Genomic DNA, 18254 nt, shown 5'->3' on the forward strand with positions numbered 1-18254 from the left:
CACGATCGCGGTACGCGGGGCGGGGAGTCTACTCCCCGGGGAGGCAGGTCGGTTCAGACCGGCGGGGGCCCCGGTCGTCGGCCGGCGCCCGTACGGTGGACGGCATGGATCTACGACTGCCCAGGGCCAGGTTCCCCGTGCCACGGGGGCCGCGCCGGCTCCTCGCCGCGGTGGCCGCCGTCGCGGTGCTCGCCGGCGTGGGCACATGGACGGCGGTCGCCTCGGACGACGGACCGGCCGTGCACCGCTCCGACCGCACGGTCGACACCGGCGGCGCCCGGCTCGACACCTCGTACTTCACGGCGGGCTCCCCGGACACCAAACGCCCCGCCGTCCTCATCGGGCACGGCTTCGGCGGCAGCAAGGCCGATGTGCAGGGGCAGGCGGAGAAGCTGGCCGAGGACGGGTACGCCGTCCTGACCTGGTCCGCGCGCGGCTTCGGCAAGTCCACCGGCAAGATCGGCCTGAACGACCCCAAGGGCGAGGTCGCCGACGTCTCGAAGCTGATCGACTGGCTGGCGACCCGCCCCGAAGTGCGCCTCGACAAGGACGGCGACCCGCGCGTCGGTCTCACCGGCGCCTCGTACGCGGGCGCGGTGTCGCTGCTCACCGCCGGGCACGACCCGCGCGTGGACGCCCTCGCCCCGCAGATCACCTACTGGAACCTCGCGGACGCCCTGTTCCCCGACGGCGTCTTCAAGAAGCTGTGGGCCGGGCTCTTCATCAACACCGGCGGCGGCTGCGACAAGTTCGAGAAGCGGCTGTGTGCCATGTACGAGCGGGTCGCCGAGGCGGGCAAGCCGGATGCGGCGGCGCACAAGCTGCTCGCCGAGCGCAGCCCCGCCGCCGTCGGCGACCGCATCAAGGTGCCGACGTTCCTCGCCCAGGGCCAGACCGACTCGCTCTTCCCGCTCACCCAGGGCGACGCCATCGCCAAGGCGGTCCGCGCGAACCACGCCCCCGTCTCGGTCGACTGGATCGCGGGCGGCCACGACGGCGGCGACAGCGAGCAGGGCCGCGTGCAGAAGCGCGTCACCTCCTGGTTCGACCGCTACCTCAAGGACGACAAGAGCACCGGCACGGGCCCGGTGTTCCGCGTCACCCGTACCGGAGGTGTCGACTCCACCGACGGGGCGGCCCAGCAGCGCGGCGCGAGCGGCGAAACCTACCCGGGGCTGGAGAGCGGCCCGCGCGCGGTGGAGCTCAAGGGGCGCGAGCAGACCTTCGACAACCCGGCGGGCGCGAGCCCGCCCGCGATCTCCGGGCTCCCCGGCGTCGGCGGCAGCCGCCTCTCGCAGTTCGCCTCGCTCGGCGTCGGCGTCTCCGTCGACTTCCCCGGCCAGCACGCCCGCTTCGACTCGAAGCCGCTGGACAAGGACCTGCGGATCACCGGCACACCGACCGTGCGGGCCCACGTGAAGTCCACGTCCGACGACGCGGTGCTGTTCGCGAAGGTGTACGACGTCGGGCCCGACGGCAAGCAGAAGGTGCTGCCCTCCCAGCTCGTCGCGCCGGTGCGCGTCGAGGGCGCGCAGCAGGGCAAGGACGTCGAGCTGCGCATGCCCGCCGTCGACCACGAGGTCCAGAAGGGCCACCGCCTGCGTCTGGTCCTCACCTCCACCGACCTCGGGTACGCCTCGCCGATCCGCCCCGCCAAGTACACCGTCTCCCTCAAGGGCGACCTGAAGGTCCCGACGGCGCCCGGCGTGCGGACCGCCGCCGCTTCGCTGCCCTCCTGGGTGTGGTGGCTGCCGGCCGCCGGCGCCGTGCTCGCCCTCCTCCTGCTCGTCACCGCACGGCGGCGCACCAGCGCCCCCGCGCCCGACCCGGCCCTCGCCGACGTGCCGCTGCGGATCACCGACCTGAGCAAGCGGTACGCGAAGTCCACCGACCGGTACGCGGTCCGTGACGTCTCCTTCACCGTCGAGAAGGGCCAGGTCCTCGGCCTCCTCGGGCCCAACGGCGCGGGCAAGACGACCACCCTGCGCATGCTCATGGGCCTCATCCGGCCCGACGCGGGCGAGATCCGCGTCTTCGGCCAGGCCATCAGGCCAGGAGCGCCCGTCCTCTCCCGGGTCGGCGCGTTCGTCGAGGGCGCGGGATTCCTGCCGCACCTCTCGGGCCGCGAGAACCTGGAGCTGTACTGGAAGGCCACCGGGCGCCCCGCGAACGACGCCCACCTGGAAGAGGCGCTGGAGATCGCCGGACTCGGCGACGCCCTGGCCCGCGCGGTGCGGACGTACTCGCAGGGCATGCGCCAGCGCCTGGCCATCGCCCAGGCCATGCTCGGCCTGCCGGACCTGCTGATCCTCGACGAGCCGACCAACGGCCTCGACCCGCCGCAGATCCGCGAGATGCGCGAGGTCATGATCCGGTACGCGCGCGGCGGCCGTACCGTCATCGTCTCCAGCCATCTCCTCGCCGAGGTCGAACAGTCCTGCACGCACCTGGTCGTCATGGACCGCGGCCGGCTCGTCCAGGCGGGACCGGTCGCCGAGATCATCGGCTCCGGGGACACGCTGCTCGTCGGCCTCGCGTCCGCCATCACGGACCCGCTGGTCGAGAAGGTCGCGGCCCTGCCCGGCGTCGCCTCCGCGGCCCGCGCCGACGACGGGCTCCTGGTGCGCCTGGACGGCACCGAGCACGCCAGTGCCGTACGGCTGCTGCCCGAACTGGTGCGCCTGGACGTGCCGGTGGAGTCCATGGGCCCGCACCGCCGCCTCGAAGACGCGTTCCTGACCCTGATCGGAGGAGGCGCCGCATGACCGCCACCGCACCGCCCGAGCGCCCCGCCGCACCCGCCGCGTCCCCGGAGCGGGCGACCGCCCCCGGCTACCGGGCCCGGCGCACCCTGCCCCTGCGCGTCGAGGCGGTCCGCCAGCTCAAGCGGCGCCGCACGCTCGTGATGGGCGGCATCATGGCGCTGCTGCCGATCGTGCTCGTCATCGCGTTCGCCGTGGCCGGCGGCTCGCCCGAGTCCCGCAGCGGCCGGGTGACGCTGATGGACACGGCCACCGCGTCCGGCGCCAACTTCGCCGCGACCTGCCTGTTCGTGTCGGCGGGCTTCCTGCTGGTGATCCCCGTCGCGCTGTTCTGCGGGGACACCGTCGCCTCCGAGGCGAGCTGGTCGTCCCTGCGCTACCTGCTGGCCGCGCCCGTGCCGAGGGCCCGGCTGCTCTGGTCGAAGATGGCCGTCGGGCTCGGCCTGAGCGCCGCCGCCATGGTGCTGCTGCCCGTCGTCGCCCTCGTCGTCGGAACCCTGGCGTACGGCTGGGGGCCGCTGGAGATCCCGACCGGCGGCGCGCTCCCCGCGGACACGGCGGTTCAGCGCCTCGCCGTCGTCGTCGCGTACGTCTTCGTGTCCCAACTGGTCACCGCGGGCCTCGCGTTCTGGCTCTCCACCAAGACCGACGCCCCGCTGGGCGCGGTCGGCGGCGCGGTCGGTCTGACCATCGTGGGCAACGTCCTCGACGCGGTCACCGCGCTCGGCGACTGGCGCGACTTCCTGCCCGCGCACTGGCAGTTCGCCTGGGCCGACGCCATCCAGCCGAAGCCGGAGTGGGGCGGCATGATCCAGGGCTCGGCGATCTCGGTGACGTACGCGCTGGTCCTCTTCGCGCTGGCCTTCCGCGGGTTCGCGCGCAAGGACGTGGTGTCGTGAGCGCGGTACGGAGTGCCGTGGCGACGGCGTCGTAGCCGCATCGAGACGGTTCCGCAACGCTTCCGGGCGATCGTTCGGAGGACCCATCGCGTCACAGGCAGGTAAGCCGACGACGACGCGAGGGGGAGAGATGCGGACCCGGAGGACACGGACCCGTACGCCACGGTCCCGTAATGCACAGGCCCAGGCCTGTCGTACGCGGTCATGGAAGGCACGGCGCGGGCTGCTCGCCGTGGCCGTGGCGGGTGGCCTGCTGCTGGCCGGCTGCGACGGAGGCGGCGGCGACACCCACCGCGCCACCGGCGACGACAAGAGCAGGCGAGGCGGCGCCGCGGCGCTCCCCGCGCCCGCCTCGCCCGGCACCGGCGGGGCGAGTCCCGGCGACCGGGACGGCGCGCGCGAGGACGCCGCGCCGCCGCCCGACCACCTCTCCACCTTCGCCCTGGACGTCGACACCGCCTCGTACGGCTTCGCGCGCCGCACCCTCGCCGAGGGCCGCCTGCCCGACCCGGCGACCGTCCGCCCCGAGGAGTTCGTCAACAGCTTCCGCCAGGACTACCCGAGGCCCGACGGCGACGGTTTCTCGGTGAGCGTCGACGGTGCCCGCACGGGCGACGACGGCTGGTCGCTGCTGCGCGTCGGCCTCGCCACCCGAGGCGGGTCCACGGCACGGGAACGGCCGCCCGCCGCCCTCACCTTCGTCATCGACGTCTCCGGATCCATGGCCGAGCCCGGCCGCCTCGACCTCGCCAAGAAGTCGCTCGGCCTCATGACCGACCGGCTGCGCCCCGACGACTCGATCGCGCTCGTCACCTTCAGCGACACCGCGGAGACGGTCCTGCCGATGACCCGTCTCGGCGCCCCGGGCGAGGGCCGCTCCCGCGCGCACGACGCGATCGACGAGTTGGAGCCCACCCAGTCCACCAACCTCGAAGCGGGCATCACCACCGGCTACGACACGGCCGTACGCGGCAAGAAGCGGGGCGCCACCAACCGGGTCGTCCTGCTCTCCGACGCCCTCGCCAACACCGGCGACACCAGCGCCGACGGCATCCTGGAACGGATCTCCGACGCCCGCGCCGAGCACGGCATCACCCTCTTCGGCGTCGGCGTCGGCAGCGACTACGGCGACGCCCTGATGGAGCGCCTCGCCGACAAGGGCGACGGCCACACCACGTACGTGTCGAACGACGACGACGCCCGCGAGGTCTTCTGCGAACAACTCCCCGCCCACATCGAACTGCGGGCCCGCGACGCCAAGGCACAGGTCTCCTTCGACCCGGCGACCGTCGAGCGGTTCCGCCTCATCGGCTACGACAACCGTGCCGTCGCCGACGACGACTTCCGCGACGACTCAGTGGACGGCGGCGAGGTCGGGCCGGGACACACGGTCACGGCGCTGTACGCGGTGCGTGCCAAGCCCGGCGCGGCCGGCCACCTGGCCACGGCGAGCGTGCGCTGGCTCGACCCCGGCAGCCGCGCCCCGCACGAGGAGTCGGGCCGCATCGAGGCCGCCGACCTCGACGGTTCGCTGCGCGAGGCCGACGAGGGCCTTCGCACCACGGCGACGGCCGCGTACTTCGCGGACGGCCTGCGCGCGGCGGCCCCGGCCGGCCACTTCTCCGAACGCCACGACGCGACGCTGCCCGCCACCCCGTCGCTGGCCGAACTCTCCGTACAGGCACACGCGTTGCCGACCCGCGACAAGCAGGTGCGCGACCTGACCGAGGCCATCGACCGGGCGGCCCGCCTGACCGACGACACGCACGCGTCCGACGCGGAGTCGCCCGGGGAGCCCCGGGGGGAGATCCGGGGCTAGGGCCTGCCGTCACGGACCCCCGCCTGTCCGGCGGGGGCGAGGGGGATTCAGTCGCCGGTCGTGCCGTCGAGCATCTCGCGCAGGATGTCCAGGTGGCCGTTGTGGCGGGCCGTCTCCTCGGTGAGGTGGAGGAGGATCCAGCGCAGGTCGACGTGGAGGCCGTCGCGGACGGTTCCCCGAGCCTTCTCGTCCAGGCCGTTCCCGGCGACCAGTTCGCGGTAGCGGGCGCTCTGTTCCGCGTACTCGTCGAGCAACTGCGCGAGCGGGAAGTCGACCGCGATGCGCATCTCGCGGTCGGGGTCCTCGTCGGTCCAGGGGCCCTGGTCCTCCTCGCCGAGGAAGACCACCTGGAACCAGTGGTACTCGACCCAGCGGAGGTGGTTGATCACTCCGCTCATGGTCATCAGCGGCGAGCCCGGCAGGAGCGCCTTGTTGGCGTTCTCCGCCGACACGCCCTCGCACTTGGTGCGGGCGGTGTCACGTGCGTAGTCGAGGAACGTGGTGAGCTGGGTGCGCTCGTCCCACGCGGACGGCGTGTCGTCGATTCTTGTCATCGCGCGAAGCGTCCCTGATCACCGCGCCCGATGTCGAGGCATTTAGCGACGGACGGCGACGGGCGGCGACGGGCACCACGGGCCCGGCATGATCCGCCGGACGGGCCCTCGGGCCGCCCGTACCGCATGCGGTACGACGGCACGGCCGCGCCCCGCCGCACAACTCCCGCTCCGCCCGCACCGGGTCGTTGGGGAAGCGGAAGGACGTGCGCTCCACGGACCCGGTCAGGTTCCGCCAGAACCTGCCCGCCGTCAGCGGCGCGCGCGCCGTGCGGGCCGGGGGAACGTGCCGTCGGCTAAGGGATGTGCCGTCCCGTGATCGCCCGGGCGATCACGAGCCGCTGGATCTCGCTGGTGCCCTCGAAGATCGTGTAGATCTTCGCGTCCCGGTACATCCGCTCGACCGGATGCTCCCGGCTGTATCCCGCGCCGCCCAGCACCTGAACGGCCTTCTCACTGGCGGCGACGGCCAGTTCCCCGGCGCGCAGCTTGGACATCGAACCCTGTCCCGCGTCGAAGACCTTGTCGTTCCGCGCCATCCACGCGGCCTGCCAGATCAGCAGCCGCACGGCCTCGATCTCGGTGCGCAGGTCGGCGAGGGCGAAGGCGATGGACTGGTTCTCCACGATGGGCCGCCCGAAGGCGACGCGGTCCCCCGCGTACTCCAGGGCGTACTCGTACGCGGCCCGGGCGATCCCCAGCGCCTGCGCGCCCACCGTGGGCCTGCTGACCTCGAACGTGGCCATGGCCGCCTGCCCGCGCTCCCGGCCGGAACCGGCACGCGAACCGCCGCCGCCCGCGGTCCTGCCCGTACCTCCACCCGTACCGCCACCCGTACTTCCCCCCGCGCTCTCGCGGGCCCTCTCCCGGGCGCGGGCCAGCCGGGCGTCGAGCCGCTCCTTGCCGCCCAGCAGGCAGTGCCCCGGCACCCGCACGTCGTCGAGGAAGACGTCCGCGGTGTGCGAGGCCCGCAGCCCCAGCTTCCGTATCTTCCGGCCCGCCTCAAGACCCCGGGTCCCCGGCGGCACGACGAACGCCGCCTGGCCCCGCGCGCCCAGGGAGGGGTCCACGGAGGCCACCACGACGTGCACGTTCGCGATGCCGCCGTTGGTGATCCACGCCTTCTGCCCGGCCAGCGCCCACTCGTCGCGCGCCTCGTCGTACGTGGCGCGCGTGCGCATCGCGGAGACGTCGGAGCCCGCCTCCGGCTCGGAGACGCAGAACGCCGCGACCTTCGGGGCGTCCTCGTCCCCGAAGCACTGCGGCACCCACTCGGCCAGCTGGTCCGGCGTCCCCGCGGAGAAGATCCCCGCGACGGCGAGCGACGTGCCGAAGAGGGCCATCCCGATGCCCGCGTCGCCCCAGAACAGCTCCTCGTTGGCGATCTGGAGCGAGAGCCCCGAGGGGTCGCCGAACAGGTCGGCCAGCGACTCGAAGCCGTAGAGCCCGATCTTCGCCGCCTCCTGGATGACGGGCCACGGAGTCTCCTCGCGCTCGTCCCACTCGGCGGCGGCCGGGCGCACGACGCCGGCCGCGAAGCCGTGCACCCACTCGCGCAGGTCCCGCTGTTCCTCGGTCAGTTCGAGGGAGAAGGCCATGGCGTGCCGCTCCTCAGGCCTTGGGGATGTCGAAGTAGCGCGTGAGTCCGGCCGCGAGGGCCACATCGCCCGCGATCTTGACCTTGCGCATCATGAACATCGTGACGGGGCTGGCGTTTCCGGAGACCAGCTTGAGGAACTCGGCGTCGGCCATGATGAGGGTGACCCGCGGCTCGGCGTTCGAGCGGCCCTCGCGGACGGTGCAGGTGCCGTCGGCGATGTCCGTCTCGTACACGACGTCCTCGTTGCCGTCGCTGCCCGTGACCTTCCAGCGGATGAGGGCCGTCAGAGAGGCCGCCGCCTCCGGCTTGAACTGCCGCTCCATGCGCCCGAAGACCTCCTTCAGGACACGGGCGCGCAGCGCGCCGTCGCGGGCGATCTCGGCGATCTCCCTGCCGGACAGGCCCTTCACGATGCGCGCGAACTCCTCGGGAGTGACACGGGCGAAGTCGAGTTCGGCGATCCTGCTGATGTCGTCCGCCACGGCAATCTCCTTACTCTGAAGTAAACTTACTAAAGAGTAAGGTAAGTCGGAACGAGGGAGGCTGACAAGGGTGAGCGACACATCCGACGACGCGCTCGGCGCGCCCGCCGCACCGAGCGCTCCCGGGGCGCGCCGGCGCCGGGTCCCGCGCCCCGAACGCGAGCGCCAGATCGTCGACGTGGCGGTGCGGGTCTTCGCCAAGCGTGGCTACCACGGCGCCTCGGTGGACGAGATCGCCGAACTCGCCGGAATCTCCAAGCCGATGGTGTACCTGTACCTCGACTCCAAGGAGGGTCTCTTCCTCGCCTGCCTGCGGCGCGAGGCGGGTCGCCTGGTCGGGGCGTTCCAGGGCGCGGCGACGGCGAGCGGTTCGGCGCCCGAACTCCGGCTGCACGCAGGCCTCCTGGCCTTCTTCACCTTCGTCGCCGAGCATCGCGACAGCTGGGTGGTGCTGCACCGCCAGGCCTCGGAGCTGAGCGAGGCGATCGCGGCCGAGGTGGCGGACGCGCGCCGCGCGGTGATGGCGGAGGTGGCGGGTCTGGTGTGGGCGGGCATCGCGGAGAGCGGCCCGGACGCCCGGCTCTCCGACGAGGACGCCGACTTCGTGGCCCACGCGCTGGTGGGCGCGGCGGACTCCCTGACGGACTGGATGACGCGCCACCCCGACCAGTCCCCGGAGGGCGTCACGCTGCGGCTGATGAACATGGTGTGGGTGGGGATGGGGCGGGTTCTGGCGGGGGAGGTCTGGGGGCCGGTGGCCGGGTGAGAGGGGTGAGACAGATGAGGGAGGGGGTGGGGCGGGGTGGGTGAGCGCCGGGGGCCTTCCCGTCCTGTCCGTCTCGATCTTGCCCGGCCCATTGAATTTTCCTTACGTGTTAGTAAGTTGACCCATGAGTAAGTAGTGGGCGCACGGCCACCGAGGCGCGCCCGCACTCAGGCCTGCACCGCCACACCTGCACCTCCGCACCCGCACCTCAGCACTGCCGCACCTCTGCACATCAGCACTGCCGCACCTCTGCACATCAGCACTGCCGCACCTCTGCACATCAGCACTGCCGCACCTCTGCACCTCAGCACTGCCGCACCTCTGCACCTCCGCACCTGCACATCAGCCGGGAACCGGAAGCCGGGAGCTGACATGGGCGTACGCAAGGATCTGAGAAGGGCACAGCGCCGCAGCGACCTGGCGGAGCGCGCCGAGGTCGAACTCGTCAGGGACGAGCACGGCACCGTGCGCGAGGCCCGCACCGCCCCGCTCGTGGCGCCGGCCACGGCGGGCAGCACGGCCGACATCCCGTTCACCAACGCCGTCGAGGCACCCGACACCGTGGTCCTGCGCCGCAAACAGGGCGGGGCGGGCGGAAAGTGGCTTCCCGTCACCGCCGCCGCCTTCGCGCGCGAAGTGACGGAAGCCGCCAAGGGGCTGATCGCGGACGGCCTCGAACCCGGTGGCCGGGTCGCGTTGATGTCGCGCACCCGCTACGAGTGGGCGGTCCTGGACTTCGCGATCTGGGCGGCCGGCGGGCAGACCGTGCCCATCTACGCCACGTCGTCGGCCGAGCAGATCGAGTGGATCGTCCGCGACTCGGGCGCCCGCCACCTGATCGTGGAGAACGCGGAGAACGCGGCGACGGTCGAGGAGGCGGTGTCAGCCCTGGACGGCGGCCGGCCGCGCATCCGGCAGATCGACGGCGGCGCGATGGCCGAACTGACGGCTCTGGGGCGGGACCTGTCGGACGAGGAGGTGACGAAGCGGCGCTCCACGCTCACCCCGGACTCCATCGCGACGGTCTGCTACACCTCGGGTACCACGGGCCGCCCCAAGGGCTGCGTCCTCACGCACGGCAACCTGCACGCGGAGGCGGCGAACACCGTCGACCTGCTGCACCCCATCTTCAAGGAGATCACGGGACAGGTCGCCTCCACGCTCCTCTTCCTGCCGCTCGCCCACATCCTGGGCCGCAGCATCCAGATCGCCTGCATGCTGGCCCGCATCGAACTGGGCCACTGCCCCAGCATCAAACCGGACGAACTCCGTCCCGAGCTCAGGGCGTTCAGGCCGACGTTCGTCGTCGGCGTCCCGTACCTCTTCGAGAAGATCCACGAGACGGGCCGGGCGACCGCGGAGAAAATCGGCCGGGCCGCCTCCTTCGACCGCGCCGAGCGGATCGCGGTGCGCTTCGGCGAGGCGTACCTGAACAAGTTCCTGGACAGGAACGGCCCCGGTCCCTCCCTGGGCCTCCGCGCCGGCTGGGCGCTGTACGAACTGCTCGTCTACCGCCGCGTCCGCAAGGAGGTCGGCGGCCGCCTGCGCTACGCGATCAGCGGCGGCTCGCCCCTGGACCGCAACCTCAACCTCTTCTTCTACGCCGCCGGAATCATCATCTACGAGGGGTACGGCCTGACCGAGACGACGGCCGCCGCCACCATCACCCCACCGCTCAAGCCCCGCCCCGGCACGGTCGGACTGCCCGTACCCGGCACGGCGGTGCGCATCGCGGACGACGGGGAGGTGCTGATCAAGGGCGGCATCGTCTTCGGCTCGTACTGGAACAACCCGGCCGCGACGGACGCCGTCCTGACGAACGAGTGGTTCGCCACCGGCGACCTGGGCGCGCTGGACGACGACGGCTACCTCACCATCACCGGCCGCAAAAAGGACATCATCGTCACCTCCGGCGGCAAGAACGTCTCGCCCGCCGTCCTGGAGGACCGCCTGCGCAGCCGCGCGCCGATCGGCCAGTGCATCGTGGTGGGCGACAACCGCTCGTACGTCGGCGCGCTGGTCACGCTGGACCCGGAGGCCGTGGCGCACTGGCTCACCGTACGCAAGCGTCCCAAGGACACACCGCTCGCGGAACTCGCCCAGGACCCGAAGATGATCGCCGAGGTCCAAAAGGCCGTGGACTACACGAACCTGGCGGTCTCCAAGGCCGAGTCGATCCGCAAGTTCGCCATAGTCGGCGGCGAGTTCACGGAGGACAACGGCCTGCTCACCCCCTCCCTGAAGATCAAACGCCACGCGGTGACGGCGGCCTACGCGGCGGAGATCGAGGCGTTGTACGGAGGGTGAGGGGCGGCTTGGAGCCGGCGCAGGCGCCGGCGTGGGGGGCTGGCGCGGCGGTTGGCCCGGCAGTCGGTGCGGGAGGTGACGAGTCGGGTGTGGGGCGGGTGTGAGGCGGGTGTAAGGCAGGTATGAGGCGAGCGTGAGGCAGCTGGCGAGGCCGGTGGCGCCGCCGGCTTCACCCGGTTCAACGGTCGGATGCGCGGGGGGAGTTCCCGTTAGCGCCGTCGTCCCGATCCCGTACGCTCGGCTCAGTCGACGCAGAACTCGTTGCCCTCGATGTCGAGCATCGGGATGCACGAGTCCTCCCCGTCGTACAGCGTGCGCAAGTGCACCGCGCCGAGCGGGACCAGCCGGGCGCACTCGGCCTCGAGCGCGGCGAGCCGCTCCTCGCCGACCAGACCGGTGCCGACCCGCACGTCGAGGTGCACCCGGTTCTTGGCGGCTTTGCCCTCGGGGACGCGCTGGAAGTACAGCCGGGGGCCCACACCTGAGGGGTCGCCGCAGGCGAACCACGCGTCCCGCTCCTCGGGCGGCTGGGAGCGCTTGAAGTCGTCCCACGTGGCGAACCCCTCCGGCGCCGGCGGCACGACGTACCCCAACACCTCGCACCAGAACCGGGCGAGACGCTCGGGCTCCGCACAGTCGAAGGTGACCTGGAACTTCCTGATCGACTCCATCCGGCCACCGTATGAGTGAAGGGCTGCGCAAGGAACCCCCTGACGACGTGGCCGGGGTGGACGAGGTGGATGACGTGAGTGACGTCGCCGCACAAGGGCCGGCTGCGTGCCGCCGAGCGTTCGGCACGCCACGCCCGCCGCGTACTTCACGACGCGGCCACCGGTATGTCACGAACGTGTCCTGAGAACGATCAATATGCAACTGGCTCAACCAAACTGACTGTCTGAGAGGACAGAAGGCGACACGGACGAACAGTCGCCGACGCACTAGCCAGTCCGCTCCCAGGAGCGGGAGCCCCCACACAGAGGAAAGTCACCACCATGCGCACTCGCACCCGGAAGATCTCGGTTCTGACCATGACGGCAGTGGCCCTCGGCCTGTCCCTGACGGCATGCAACGGCGACGGCACCGGCAACTCGTCCTCTTCCGCGAGCAGCTCATCGTCGGCCACGAGCACCCCCCAGTCCGACTCGTCGAAGGGCAAGTCGTCCGGCACGCCCGCCAAGTCCGACAAGAAGTGCACGGACCAGATCAACTACGCGGGCGACCCGCGCCCCAACGCGGAGATCAACTCGATCGGCGAGGACACGGGGACCTGCCCGCCGGTGCAGAAGTCCGGCGGCGCGGCGGGCACGCCGAAGGACTCGGACAAGAAGTGCACGGACCAGGTCAACTACGCGGGCGACCCGCGCCCCAACGCGGAGATCAACTCGATCGGCGAGGACACGGGCACGTGCCCGCCGGTGCAGAAGTCCGGCGGCGCGGCGGGTACCCCGAAGGACTCGGACAAGAAGTGCACGGACCAGGTCAACTACGCGGGCGACCCGCGCCCCAACGCGGAGATCAATTCCATCGGCGAGGACACGGGCACGTGCCCGCCGGTCCAGAAGTGAGCCGCTGACCGTCCCCGCGCGATCACCTGGAACCGGTCCGGCACTTACCCGCCCGCTACGTAGCGCTCGCTAGTCTCCCCGGACCAGCAAGAAGGCCCTCCCGGAGAGGAGGGCCTGACAGGGATGGACTGGGCGCCCCCGGCAGGACTCGAACCTGCGGCCAAGCGCTTAGAAGGCGCTTAGCGTGATGTCTGGTGCATTGTTTCTGACCTGGCGCTTCCTGGACCTTGGGTTCGGTCGGATGTCGGCTTCGACACGTATTCGACTGCGGCGGCAGGGTCGGACACGGTTCACTTGCATCGTGGAACTTATTGAGGGCCCGGTCGACTGGAACTCAGAGCTGCATGCTGTAGGGACCCGATCTCGCATGCAGCACTGTGCGTGGGGTGGTTCTTCGTGTCCACGCGAGGCGCGCTGGAGTGTCCGGGTCAGAGACAAGGGCGGCGAGACCTGGTGGGCTGTCTGCGAGGAGCATCGCGCATCATCGGCGGTTCTGCATTCAGACTCCCGGTGATCGTGTGTCTGCACAGCCACAATTGATTAAAGGCGGCCGTGACCTGCGACCGTCTACACGATCACCGCTCTGAACTGCTGTTGAGTTGGGTAGTTGCCAGCGCTGGTCACCAACGAGCGTCCTTCCACGGCCCCGTGACGGCCCGGAAGGGCGCTCGGGTGTGAGCACCACAGTAAGAGCGAAGTCGGGTAGTTGGGATCGGAGCCACGGCTTCTGTCTTCCTCTGATGTGCCCGCGATGGTGGCACGGACCTGGCAGCCTGTGAGCGGCAACGAAAGGACCTGAGATGCCCATTCTCTTCTTCGCCGCCGCGGGTGCCCTCGTTCTAGGCGGAACCGGCGGAGGTTGGTACGTGTGGAAGCGTGGTCAGCAGGAAGCGGCCAAGCGGCTACAGCACGCGGATGCCGAGGCCGCGAAGCAGGCGCTTAGGGATGCCATCGACCTTGCTGACCTGCGGAGCGAGGCGCAAGCGGCAGGCTTGGACCCGGGTGAGGTCGTTGCCGGATACGAGAAGTTGCGAGACTCGCAGTTGTCTCCTGAGGACGTGCTCGAGAAGCTCGGCCGGGCTGCCGTCACCGGCTGAACAACTTTGCCCCATCTGGGCCCGAGGGTAGTTCCTTGGCCAGCGGTCTGACACTCAGAGGGCGTGTGCACGCGAAAGGGCTCTAGCGGCACACGCGTTTCAGCAGTTCAGGGCCCTAGGGGCAGGCTGTCTAGCCGTGTCTGTCCACAAATAGTCCGCGTGTCACGTGAGACGACGACTACGGCCTCGGAAAGCTCTGATCCAGCCACTGCCGGACAGCAGCGACCGTGGTACGGCCGTCCTGGCGCAGGGCGTCGACGATGTCCCGACCGGCCACGAGCACGATGGGGTGGCCGTCCTCATGGACCTCTTCTTGGACCTGCTTGTGGAAGTACGACGTGGTCACCAGGACGCCGAAGTTCCGGTGTCTGATCCTGGAGATCAGACGCGAGACTTCCCGGACCCCAACTGAGCTAGCAGTCCCGTAGCACTTGGCTTCGAGGGCAAAGTCGATCGCAATTCGGCTAGAGGACGGCCCAAGCCCGTACGTTCCAATGGCATCTCGTCCTCCATCCCGGCTGGGGCGCGTGACGTCGACCGGCCCTGTGTTTGGAGCGATCAGCCGCCAGATGGCGACAGCGCAACTTTCGAAGTCGTGCTCGCGGCCGCGGAAGTACTCCCTGATTTCCTCCAGCATGGCTGTTCCGGCGGAGTCGTTCGGGAGCTGATCAGCTTTGGAACGGATGACAGTCGTTGCCGGAGCCAGCATTGGGCGGTACACCCGGCCCTCGACCCAGGCGCGCCATACTTCCGGGCACCCATCGCCGATGGGATCCCCTCCGGCGAGAAGGTGCTGAATCCAGCTGCGGGGGATCAGGCTGTGGTCGAGGACGGTGAAGTGGGACCGGTAGTTCTGGAAGCGCAGACCGGCAGTGGCTCGCCAGATGGCAGTCAGTTCATCGTCTGACGTGAGGGTGGGGCTGCCCGGGGCCAACAACCCGCGGAAGAGAACCGAACGCCCCGGTCCAGCCTTCTCGAACAGGAAGAATGGAGGAACCTGGGCACGGTCGGCTGCGGTTCCGTGGGAGGCGGTGAATACGTCTCGGAGGAGAACGTTTCCTGCTCGGGGTGTGCCGTGGAGGCTTTGGCCGGCCTTCTTGTTGTCGCCGTAGTACGTGAAGGTGCCTGTCTCTACATCCAGATGATCTGGCCAGTCCACCTCGCCCCCGCTTGTGTAGAGCACGGCCAGCTTTACGTTGTTTTTGGTCGGCCAGCCGACGTAGCGAAATCCACCCTGGTTGCCAACCCCCTTTATGAGTTTGGAGATCGGCTCATCGCCCGTATTGCCACTCGTGCCGCCCGCGTAGAGAGCATCGACGATCAGGTCTGCGGTTTCCAGGTCAGAGAACGCCACGTGCGGCTTCGAGGTGACAGGAAGAGTCATGCTCCAAGATCTACCAGCACCCACTGACAACTTGGCCCGATCGGACGGGCGTTGCCGGTTCTGCCTGGACGGCCAACGTTCCGCCCCACGACACCTGCCGAGCTCGACCACGCAGCGCTCGAGGCCTTCAAGGACGGCCTCCCGTTAGAGCGACAGCTAGTTGTCTGGTCATGCGGCCGGCATCTATCCAGGCAGAATCTCGCCGCCGGAATCTGCTGGAGGAGGCAAATTTTCCGGCGGCACAGATTACAGAAACACGCAGGTCATGGCACCAAGCAGCGTCACTGTAAGGGTGTGCGGCATGGCTAAACGCCTTGTCGTGCTGACATGCCGCCCTGTACCTTCCTCGTTGTCGGCCGCAGGGGCTGACGGCGAGGAGGGGGTCCTTGATGACGGACGAGAACGAACCGACCGAACGCCCGCTGCCCGAGTGGGACAGTGCAGAGATCGACACCCTGTTCACGAGCCGGGAGACGGCCGAGGCTGCTCGCTTCCTGCTGAAGCGGCGCAACGACCCGCCGACCATGGATGAGTGGATTGAGCGGTCCCGCGAGGTCTTCGGCAAGGGCAACGTGCACACCCAGCGTCGGCTCCGTGAAGTGCGTGACCACTTCAAGGTCGAGTCCTACCGCCGCGAAGGTGATGGCAAGTGGGCTTACAAGCTTGATGGTTGGAGCGAGACGCCTGCCGGCGACAACGCGAAGATTTCCCCCAAGCTCCAGGCCGAAGTCTTCACCATCAAGGGCCGCTTCTGTGCGATGTGTGGTCTGGGGCCGAAGGACACCAAGCTCCAGATCGACCACATCGTGCCCCGCTCTTGGGGAGGCAAGACGGAGCTGGACAACCTGGAACCGCTCTGTCAGTCGCACAACAACGGCAAGAAGGCATTCTTCAAGAGCCTGGACCCCTACGGCGATGCTCTGGCGCGGGCGATCCACCGGCCCAACCCCTGGGAGCGGATCGGAGAGCTGCTCAAGGCTTTCGCCGAAAAGGGGGAGTTCACGCCTGCCGAACTGATCCAGATCGTGGCGCGGGACACGCACAAGGGAGACCCCAAGAAGCGGTTGCGTGAACTGCGGTTCGTCCTTGGATGGGACATCGTCCCTCATCGGACCAAGGAGAACGGCGTCACGACGGTGACCTACGAGCTCCGCAGCTGTAAGCCCTGGCCTTCAGAAGGCGCACCTGAGGCGGTCAAGAAGTACGAGCGCAATCGCAAGCGTCGCAAGGACGAAGACTCAGACTGAGCCAAGCTCAGCGCATCGGGTCTTGGGCCGAGGTGCTCTTCAGCTGCCCAGATGGTCGGCAGACGTTCGTACTCGTCCATGGCTGTGCGTCGGCGAAAGGAAGAGCTACGGATCGGTGTCAACACCTGATCCGTAGCTCTAAGTGGAACGGTCGGCGGTGGTTATAGCGGTCACGCGATGGCCCCACGAGGACGCTGACGGACGTGATCGGTTGCTGAGGTTGCTGTACTTCGCTGCGGTACAGCAGCGTTCCGGATCGGGCTCGGCGAACCGGTCGAGGACCGCCTTGTAAGTTCCGCCGCGCGGTCATTGCGAGCCTGGCCGACGCGGTCGGTGCCACCCTGTCACTCCGGGACGGTGCCCTGTGATTCGCACCCGTCTCCTGCTGTTGATGTCACTCGTGGATGTCAGAGACCGACCGCGTATGGAATCGTGAAGGCGGGTCAACGCGATGGCCTGGTCGGTGAGTTCGTTGGTGCTAACTTGTGTTGATGCGCGTAGGAGTGTACGTAGACGCTTACAACCTCTACTACGGCGGTAGAGGTCTGTGCGGTCGCGGGGTGGCGGGATGGCGCTGGCTCGATATCCGCAGCTTGGCGACCGCTTTGGTTACCCAACGAACCGACTGGCCAGCGGCGAGTGTCGCGCGGATCGTCTACTGCACCGCTCGTATCGATGCGACTACCAACGCTTCTGGGCACCGTGACCAGGACATCTACCTGAAGGCACTTGTTGCCGCCGGCAGCGTGGATTACATCGAGTACGGCAAGTACGTCTACCGAGTCAAGCAAGCACCGTTGGCGATCAAGGACAGCCACGGGCGCCCCCAGCTAGTCGCTCCCCAGTGGCCGATCATGGTTCAGAACGGCGGCACGCCGTGCAATTCCGCGGTGTTCATGGCCTCATTCGCCAATCGCGAGGAGAAGGGATCGGACGTCAACGTCGCATCTCACCTCTTGATTGACGTACTTACGCAGGCTGTAGACGCTGCCGTAGTGATCTCGAACGACAGCGACCTCAGCTACCCGCTACGAGAGGCGCGCAAGAGGGTTCCCGTCGGCCTAGTCAACCCTTCCCGCAACTACCTGGCTGGCGACCTTCGCGGCGCTGCTAGTGATGGGGTTGGGAGACACTGGTGGCGGCAACTTTCGCAGCAAGACTTCCCCACCCACCAGCTAAGCGATCCGGTACAGAAATATGCACGTCCTGTAGATTGGTAACTACAAGGCGTCACTGAATGGCGTCAGGGAAGTTGACACTAGGACCGGCGCACCGTACGTTGGAGGCACAAACCACCTGACCCCTCGTGGGTCAGGTTTTTTCTTGCCCACGCGACCGCAGCAGAAGAGCGTGACACCACCGCCACCTGCGAATATCGCGTTCAGTAACCACTCATTGAGGCCTAGAGCGCTTCCTGCTGGGTGGTTCCGTTACGCTCGGTCGCTACGCTGTACCTTCGGTAACCGAGCGTAACGGAACCACCCAGCAGGAAGCGGGGAATGGGAGAAGCTTGACCATCTCATTGCCATATCTTTACTGCTGACCAGCGCCAGCAGGGGGCATGCGGTCGGCGGAGCGGCTTTGGGCGGGAGCTGCCATGGGGCGAGTGATCATGGCCCCGTAAGCTCATCGCGAGTCGGGCAGTCTGTGGACCTGCCCGTTAAAGCACGACGTTGGGGCCATGATCTTAGAGGCTCGCCCCATGGTGGCTGCCTAAAGCCGTGGAGCCGACCGCCCCAGCCACGGGGCAACGACCCAGGTAGCGGGTTTGC

The 18254-nt window shown here is 69.1% G+C and carries 14 protein-coding genes; 9 read left to right on the forward strand and 5 right to left on the reverse strand.

The features are described from left to right. Positions 1-104 precede the first annotated feature (104 nt). The 3 genes from ACZ592_RS27210 to ACZ592_RS27220 all read left to right on the forward strand — a co-directional run bounded on the left by ACZ592_RS27210 (position 105) and on the right by ACZ592_RS27220 (position 5480). Complete coding sequence (locus ACZ592_RS27210; protein WP_471584261.1) at positions 105-2765, forward strand: alpha/beta fold hydrolase; 2661 nt, start codon at positions 105-107, stop codon at positions 2763-2765. Continuing rightward, complete coding sequence (locus ACZ592_RS27215) at positions 2762-3661, forward strand: ABC transporter permease (RefSeq protein ID WP_471584262.1); 900 nt, start codon at positions 2762-2764, stop codon at positions 3659-3661. Before ACZ592_RS27210 ends, ACZ592_RS27215 begins: the two co-directional genes overlap by 4 nt. 130 nt (positions 3662-3791) lie before the next feature. Next, on the forward strand, positions 3792-5480 hold the full coding sequence (locus tag ACZ592_RS27220; protein ID WP_471584263.1) for a vWA domain-containing protein: 1689 nt from the start codon (positions 3792-3794) through the stop codon (positions 5478-5480). Between the two features lie 47 nt (positions 5481-5527). On the opposite strand, the gene ACZ592_RS27225 is transcribed toward ACZ592_RS27220, so the two are convergent. The 3 genes from ACZ592_RS27225 to ACZ592_RS27235 all read right to left on the reverse strand — a co-directional run bounded on the left by ACZ592_RS27225 (position 5528) and on the right by ACZ592_RS27235 (position 8116). Next, positions 5528-6034, reverse strand: coding sequence for a DinB family protein (locus tag ACZ592_RS27225; protein WP_471584264.1), 507 nt, complete (start codon positions 6032-6034; stop codon positions 5528-5530). 296 nt (positions 6035-6330) lie between these two features. Further along, positions 6331-7632 (reverse strand): acyl-CoA dehydrogenase family protein, encoded by a 1302-nt coding sequence (locus ACZ592_RS27230; RefSeq protein WP_471584265.1) that lies wholly within the window; start codon positions 7630-7632, stop codon positions 6331-6333. Between the two features lie 13 nt (positions 7633-7645). Further along, positions 7646-8116: an SCP2 sterol-binding domain-containing protein gene (locus ACZ592_RS27235; protein WP_471584266.1), complete on the reverse strand. Its 471-nt coding sequence runs from the start codon at positions 8114-8116 to the stop codon at positions 7646-7648. 70 nt (positions 8117-8186) lie between these two features. Here ACZ592_RS27235 and ACZ592_RS27240 point away from each other — a divergent pair, with 70 nt between their 5' ends. Both ACZ592_RS27240 and ACZ592_RS27245 read left to right on the forward strand, forming a co-directional pair. Further along, the gene (locus ACZ592_RS27240) at positions 8187-8882 is read left to right on the forward strand and encodes a TetR/AcrR family transcriptional regulator (RefSeq protein ID WP_471584267.1); all 696 of its coding nucleotides are present in this window, start codon (positions 8187-8189) and stop codon (positions 8880-8882) included. 372 nt (positions 8883-9254) lie between these two features. Next, on the forward strand, positions 9255-11189 hold the full coding sequence (locus ACZ592_RS27245; protein ID WP_471584268.1) for an AMP-dependent synthetase/ligase: 1935 nt from the start codon (positions 9255-9257) through the stop codon (positions 11187-11189). 242 nt (positions 11190-11431) lie between these two features. Here ACZ592_RS27245 and ACZ592_RS27250 read toward each other — a convergent pair whose 3' ends face one another. Beyond that, a complete protein-coding gene (locus ACZ592_RS27250) occupies positions 11432-11860 on the reverse strand; it encodes a VOC family protein (RefSeq protein ID WP_471584269.1) in 429 nt (142 codons plus the stop codon). Between the two features lie 321 nt (positions 11861-12181). On the opposite strand from ACZ592_RS27250, the gene ACZ592_RS27255 reads away from it, so the two are divergent. Further along, positions 12182-12754, forward strand: coding sequence for a hypothetical protein (locus tag ACZ592_RS27255; RefSeq protein ID WP_471584270.1), 573 nt, complete (start codon positions 12182-12184; stop codon positions 12752-12754). 800 nt (positions 12755-13554) lie between these two features. Then, positions 13555-13851, forward strand: a complete 297-nt coding sequence (locus ACZ592_RS27260; RefSeq protein ID WP_471584271.1) for a hypothetical protein — start codon at positions 13555-13557, stop codon at positions 13849-13851. 178 nt (positions 13852-14029) lie between these two features. Here ACZ592_RS27260 and ACZ592_RS27265 read toward each other — a convergent pair whose 3' ends face one another. Continuing rightward, a complete protein-coding gene (locus tag ACZ592_RS27265; RefSeq protein WP_471584272.1) occupies positions 14030-15235 on the reverse strand; it encodes a restriction endonuclease in 1206 nt (401 codons plus the stop codon). Between the two features lie 389 nt (positions 15236-15624). Between ACZ592_RS27265 and ACZ592_RS27270 the strand changes: the two genes are divergently transcribed. Next, positions 15625-16482, forward strand: a complete 858-nt coding sequence (locus ACZ592_RS27270; protein ID WP_471584273.1) for an HNH endonuclease — start codon at positions 15625-15627, stop codon at positions 16480-16482. 560 nt (positions 16483-17042) lie between these two features. Beyond that, positions 17043-17702: a PIN domain-containing protein gene (locus tag ACZ592_RS27275; protein ID WP_471584274.1), complete on the forward strand. Its 660-nt coding sequence runs from the start codon at positions 17043-17045 to the stop codon at positions 17700-17702. The last annotated feature ends 552 nt before the right edge of the window (positions 17703-18254 follow it).

It is taken from the genome of Streptomyces sp. NPDC040622, assembly GCF_055593965.1.

Excerpts from the sequence above, each read along its gene's own strand:
- ACZ592_RS27210 (WP_471584261.1), top strand. The coding sequence starts at position 105 with ATGGATCTACGACTGCCCAGGGCCAGGTTCCCCGTGCCACGGGGGCCG.
- ACZ592_RS27215 (WP_471584262.1), top strand. The coding sequence starts at position 2,762 with ATGACCGCCACCGCACCGCCCGAGCGCCCCGCCGCACCCGCCGCGTCC.
- ACZ592_RS27220 (WP_471584263.1), top strand. The coding sequence starts at position 3,792 with ATGCGGACCCGGAGGACACGGACCCGTACGCCACGGTCCCGTAATGCA.
- ACZ592_RS27225 (WP_471584264.1), bottom strand. The coding sequence starts at position 6,034 with ATGACAAGAATCGACGACACGCCGTCCGCGTGGGACGAGCGCACCCAG.
- ACZ592_RS27230 (WP_471584265.1), bottom strand. The coding sequence starts at position 7,632 with ATGGCCTTCTCCCTCGAACTGACCGAGGAACAGCGGGACCTGCGCGAG.
- ACZ592_RS27245 (WP_471584268.1), top strand. The coding sequence starts at position 9,255 with ATGGGCGTACGCAAGGATCTGAGAAGGGCACAGCGCCGCAGCGACCTG.
- ACZ592_RS27250 (WP_471584269.1), bottom strand. The coding sequence starts at position 11,860 with ATGGAGTCGATCAGGAAGTTCCAGGTCACCTTCGACTGTGCGGAGCCC.
- ACZ592_RS27255 (WP_471584270.1), top strand. The coding sequence starts at position 12,182 with ATGCGCACTCGCACCCGGAAGATCTCGGTTCTGACCATGACGGCAGTG.
- ACZ592_RS27260 (WP_471584271.1), top strand. The coding sequence starts at position 13,555 with ATGCCCATTCTCTTCTTCGCCGCCGCGGGTGCCCTCGTTCTAGGCGGA.
- ACZ592_RS27265 (WP_471584272.1), bottom strand. The coding sequence starts at position 15,235 with ATGACTCTTCCTGTCACCTCGAAGCCGCACGTGGCGTTCTCTGACCTG.
- ACZ592_RS27270 (WP_471584273.1), top strand. The coding sequence starts at position 15,625 with ATGACGGACGAGAACGAACCGACCGAACGCCCGCTGCCCGAGTGGGAC.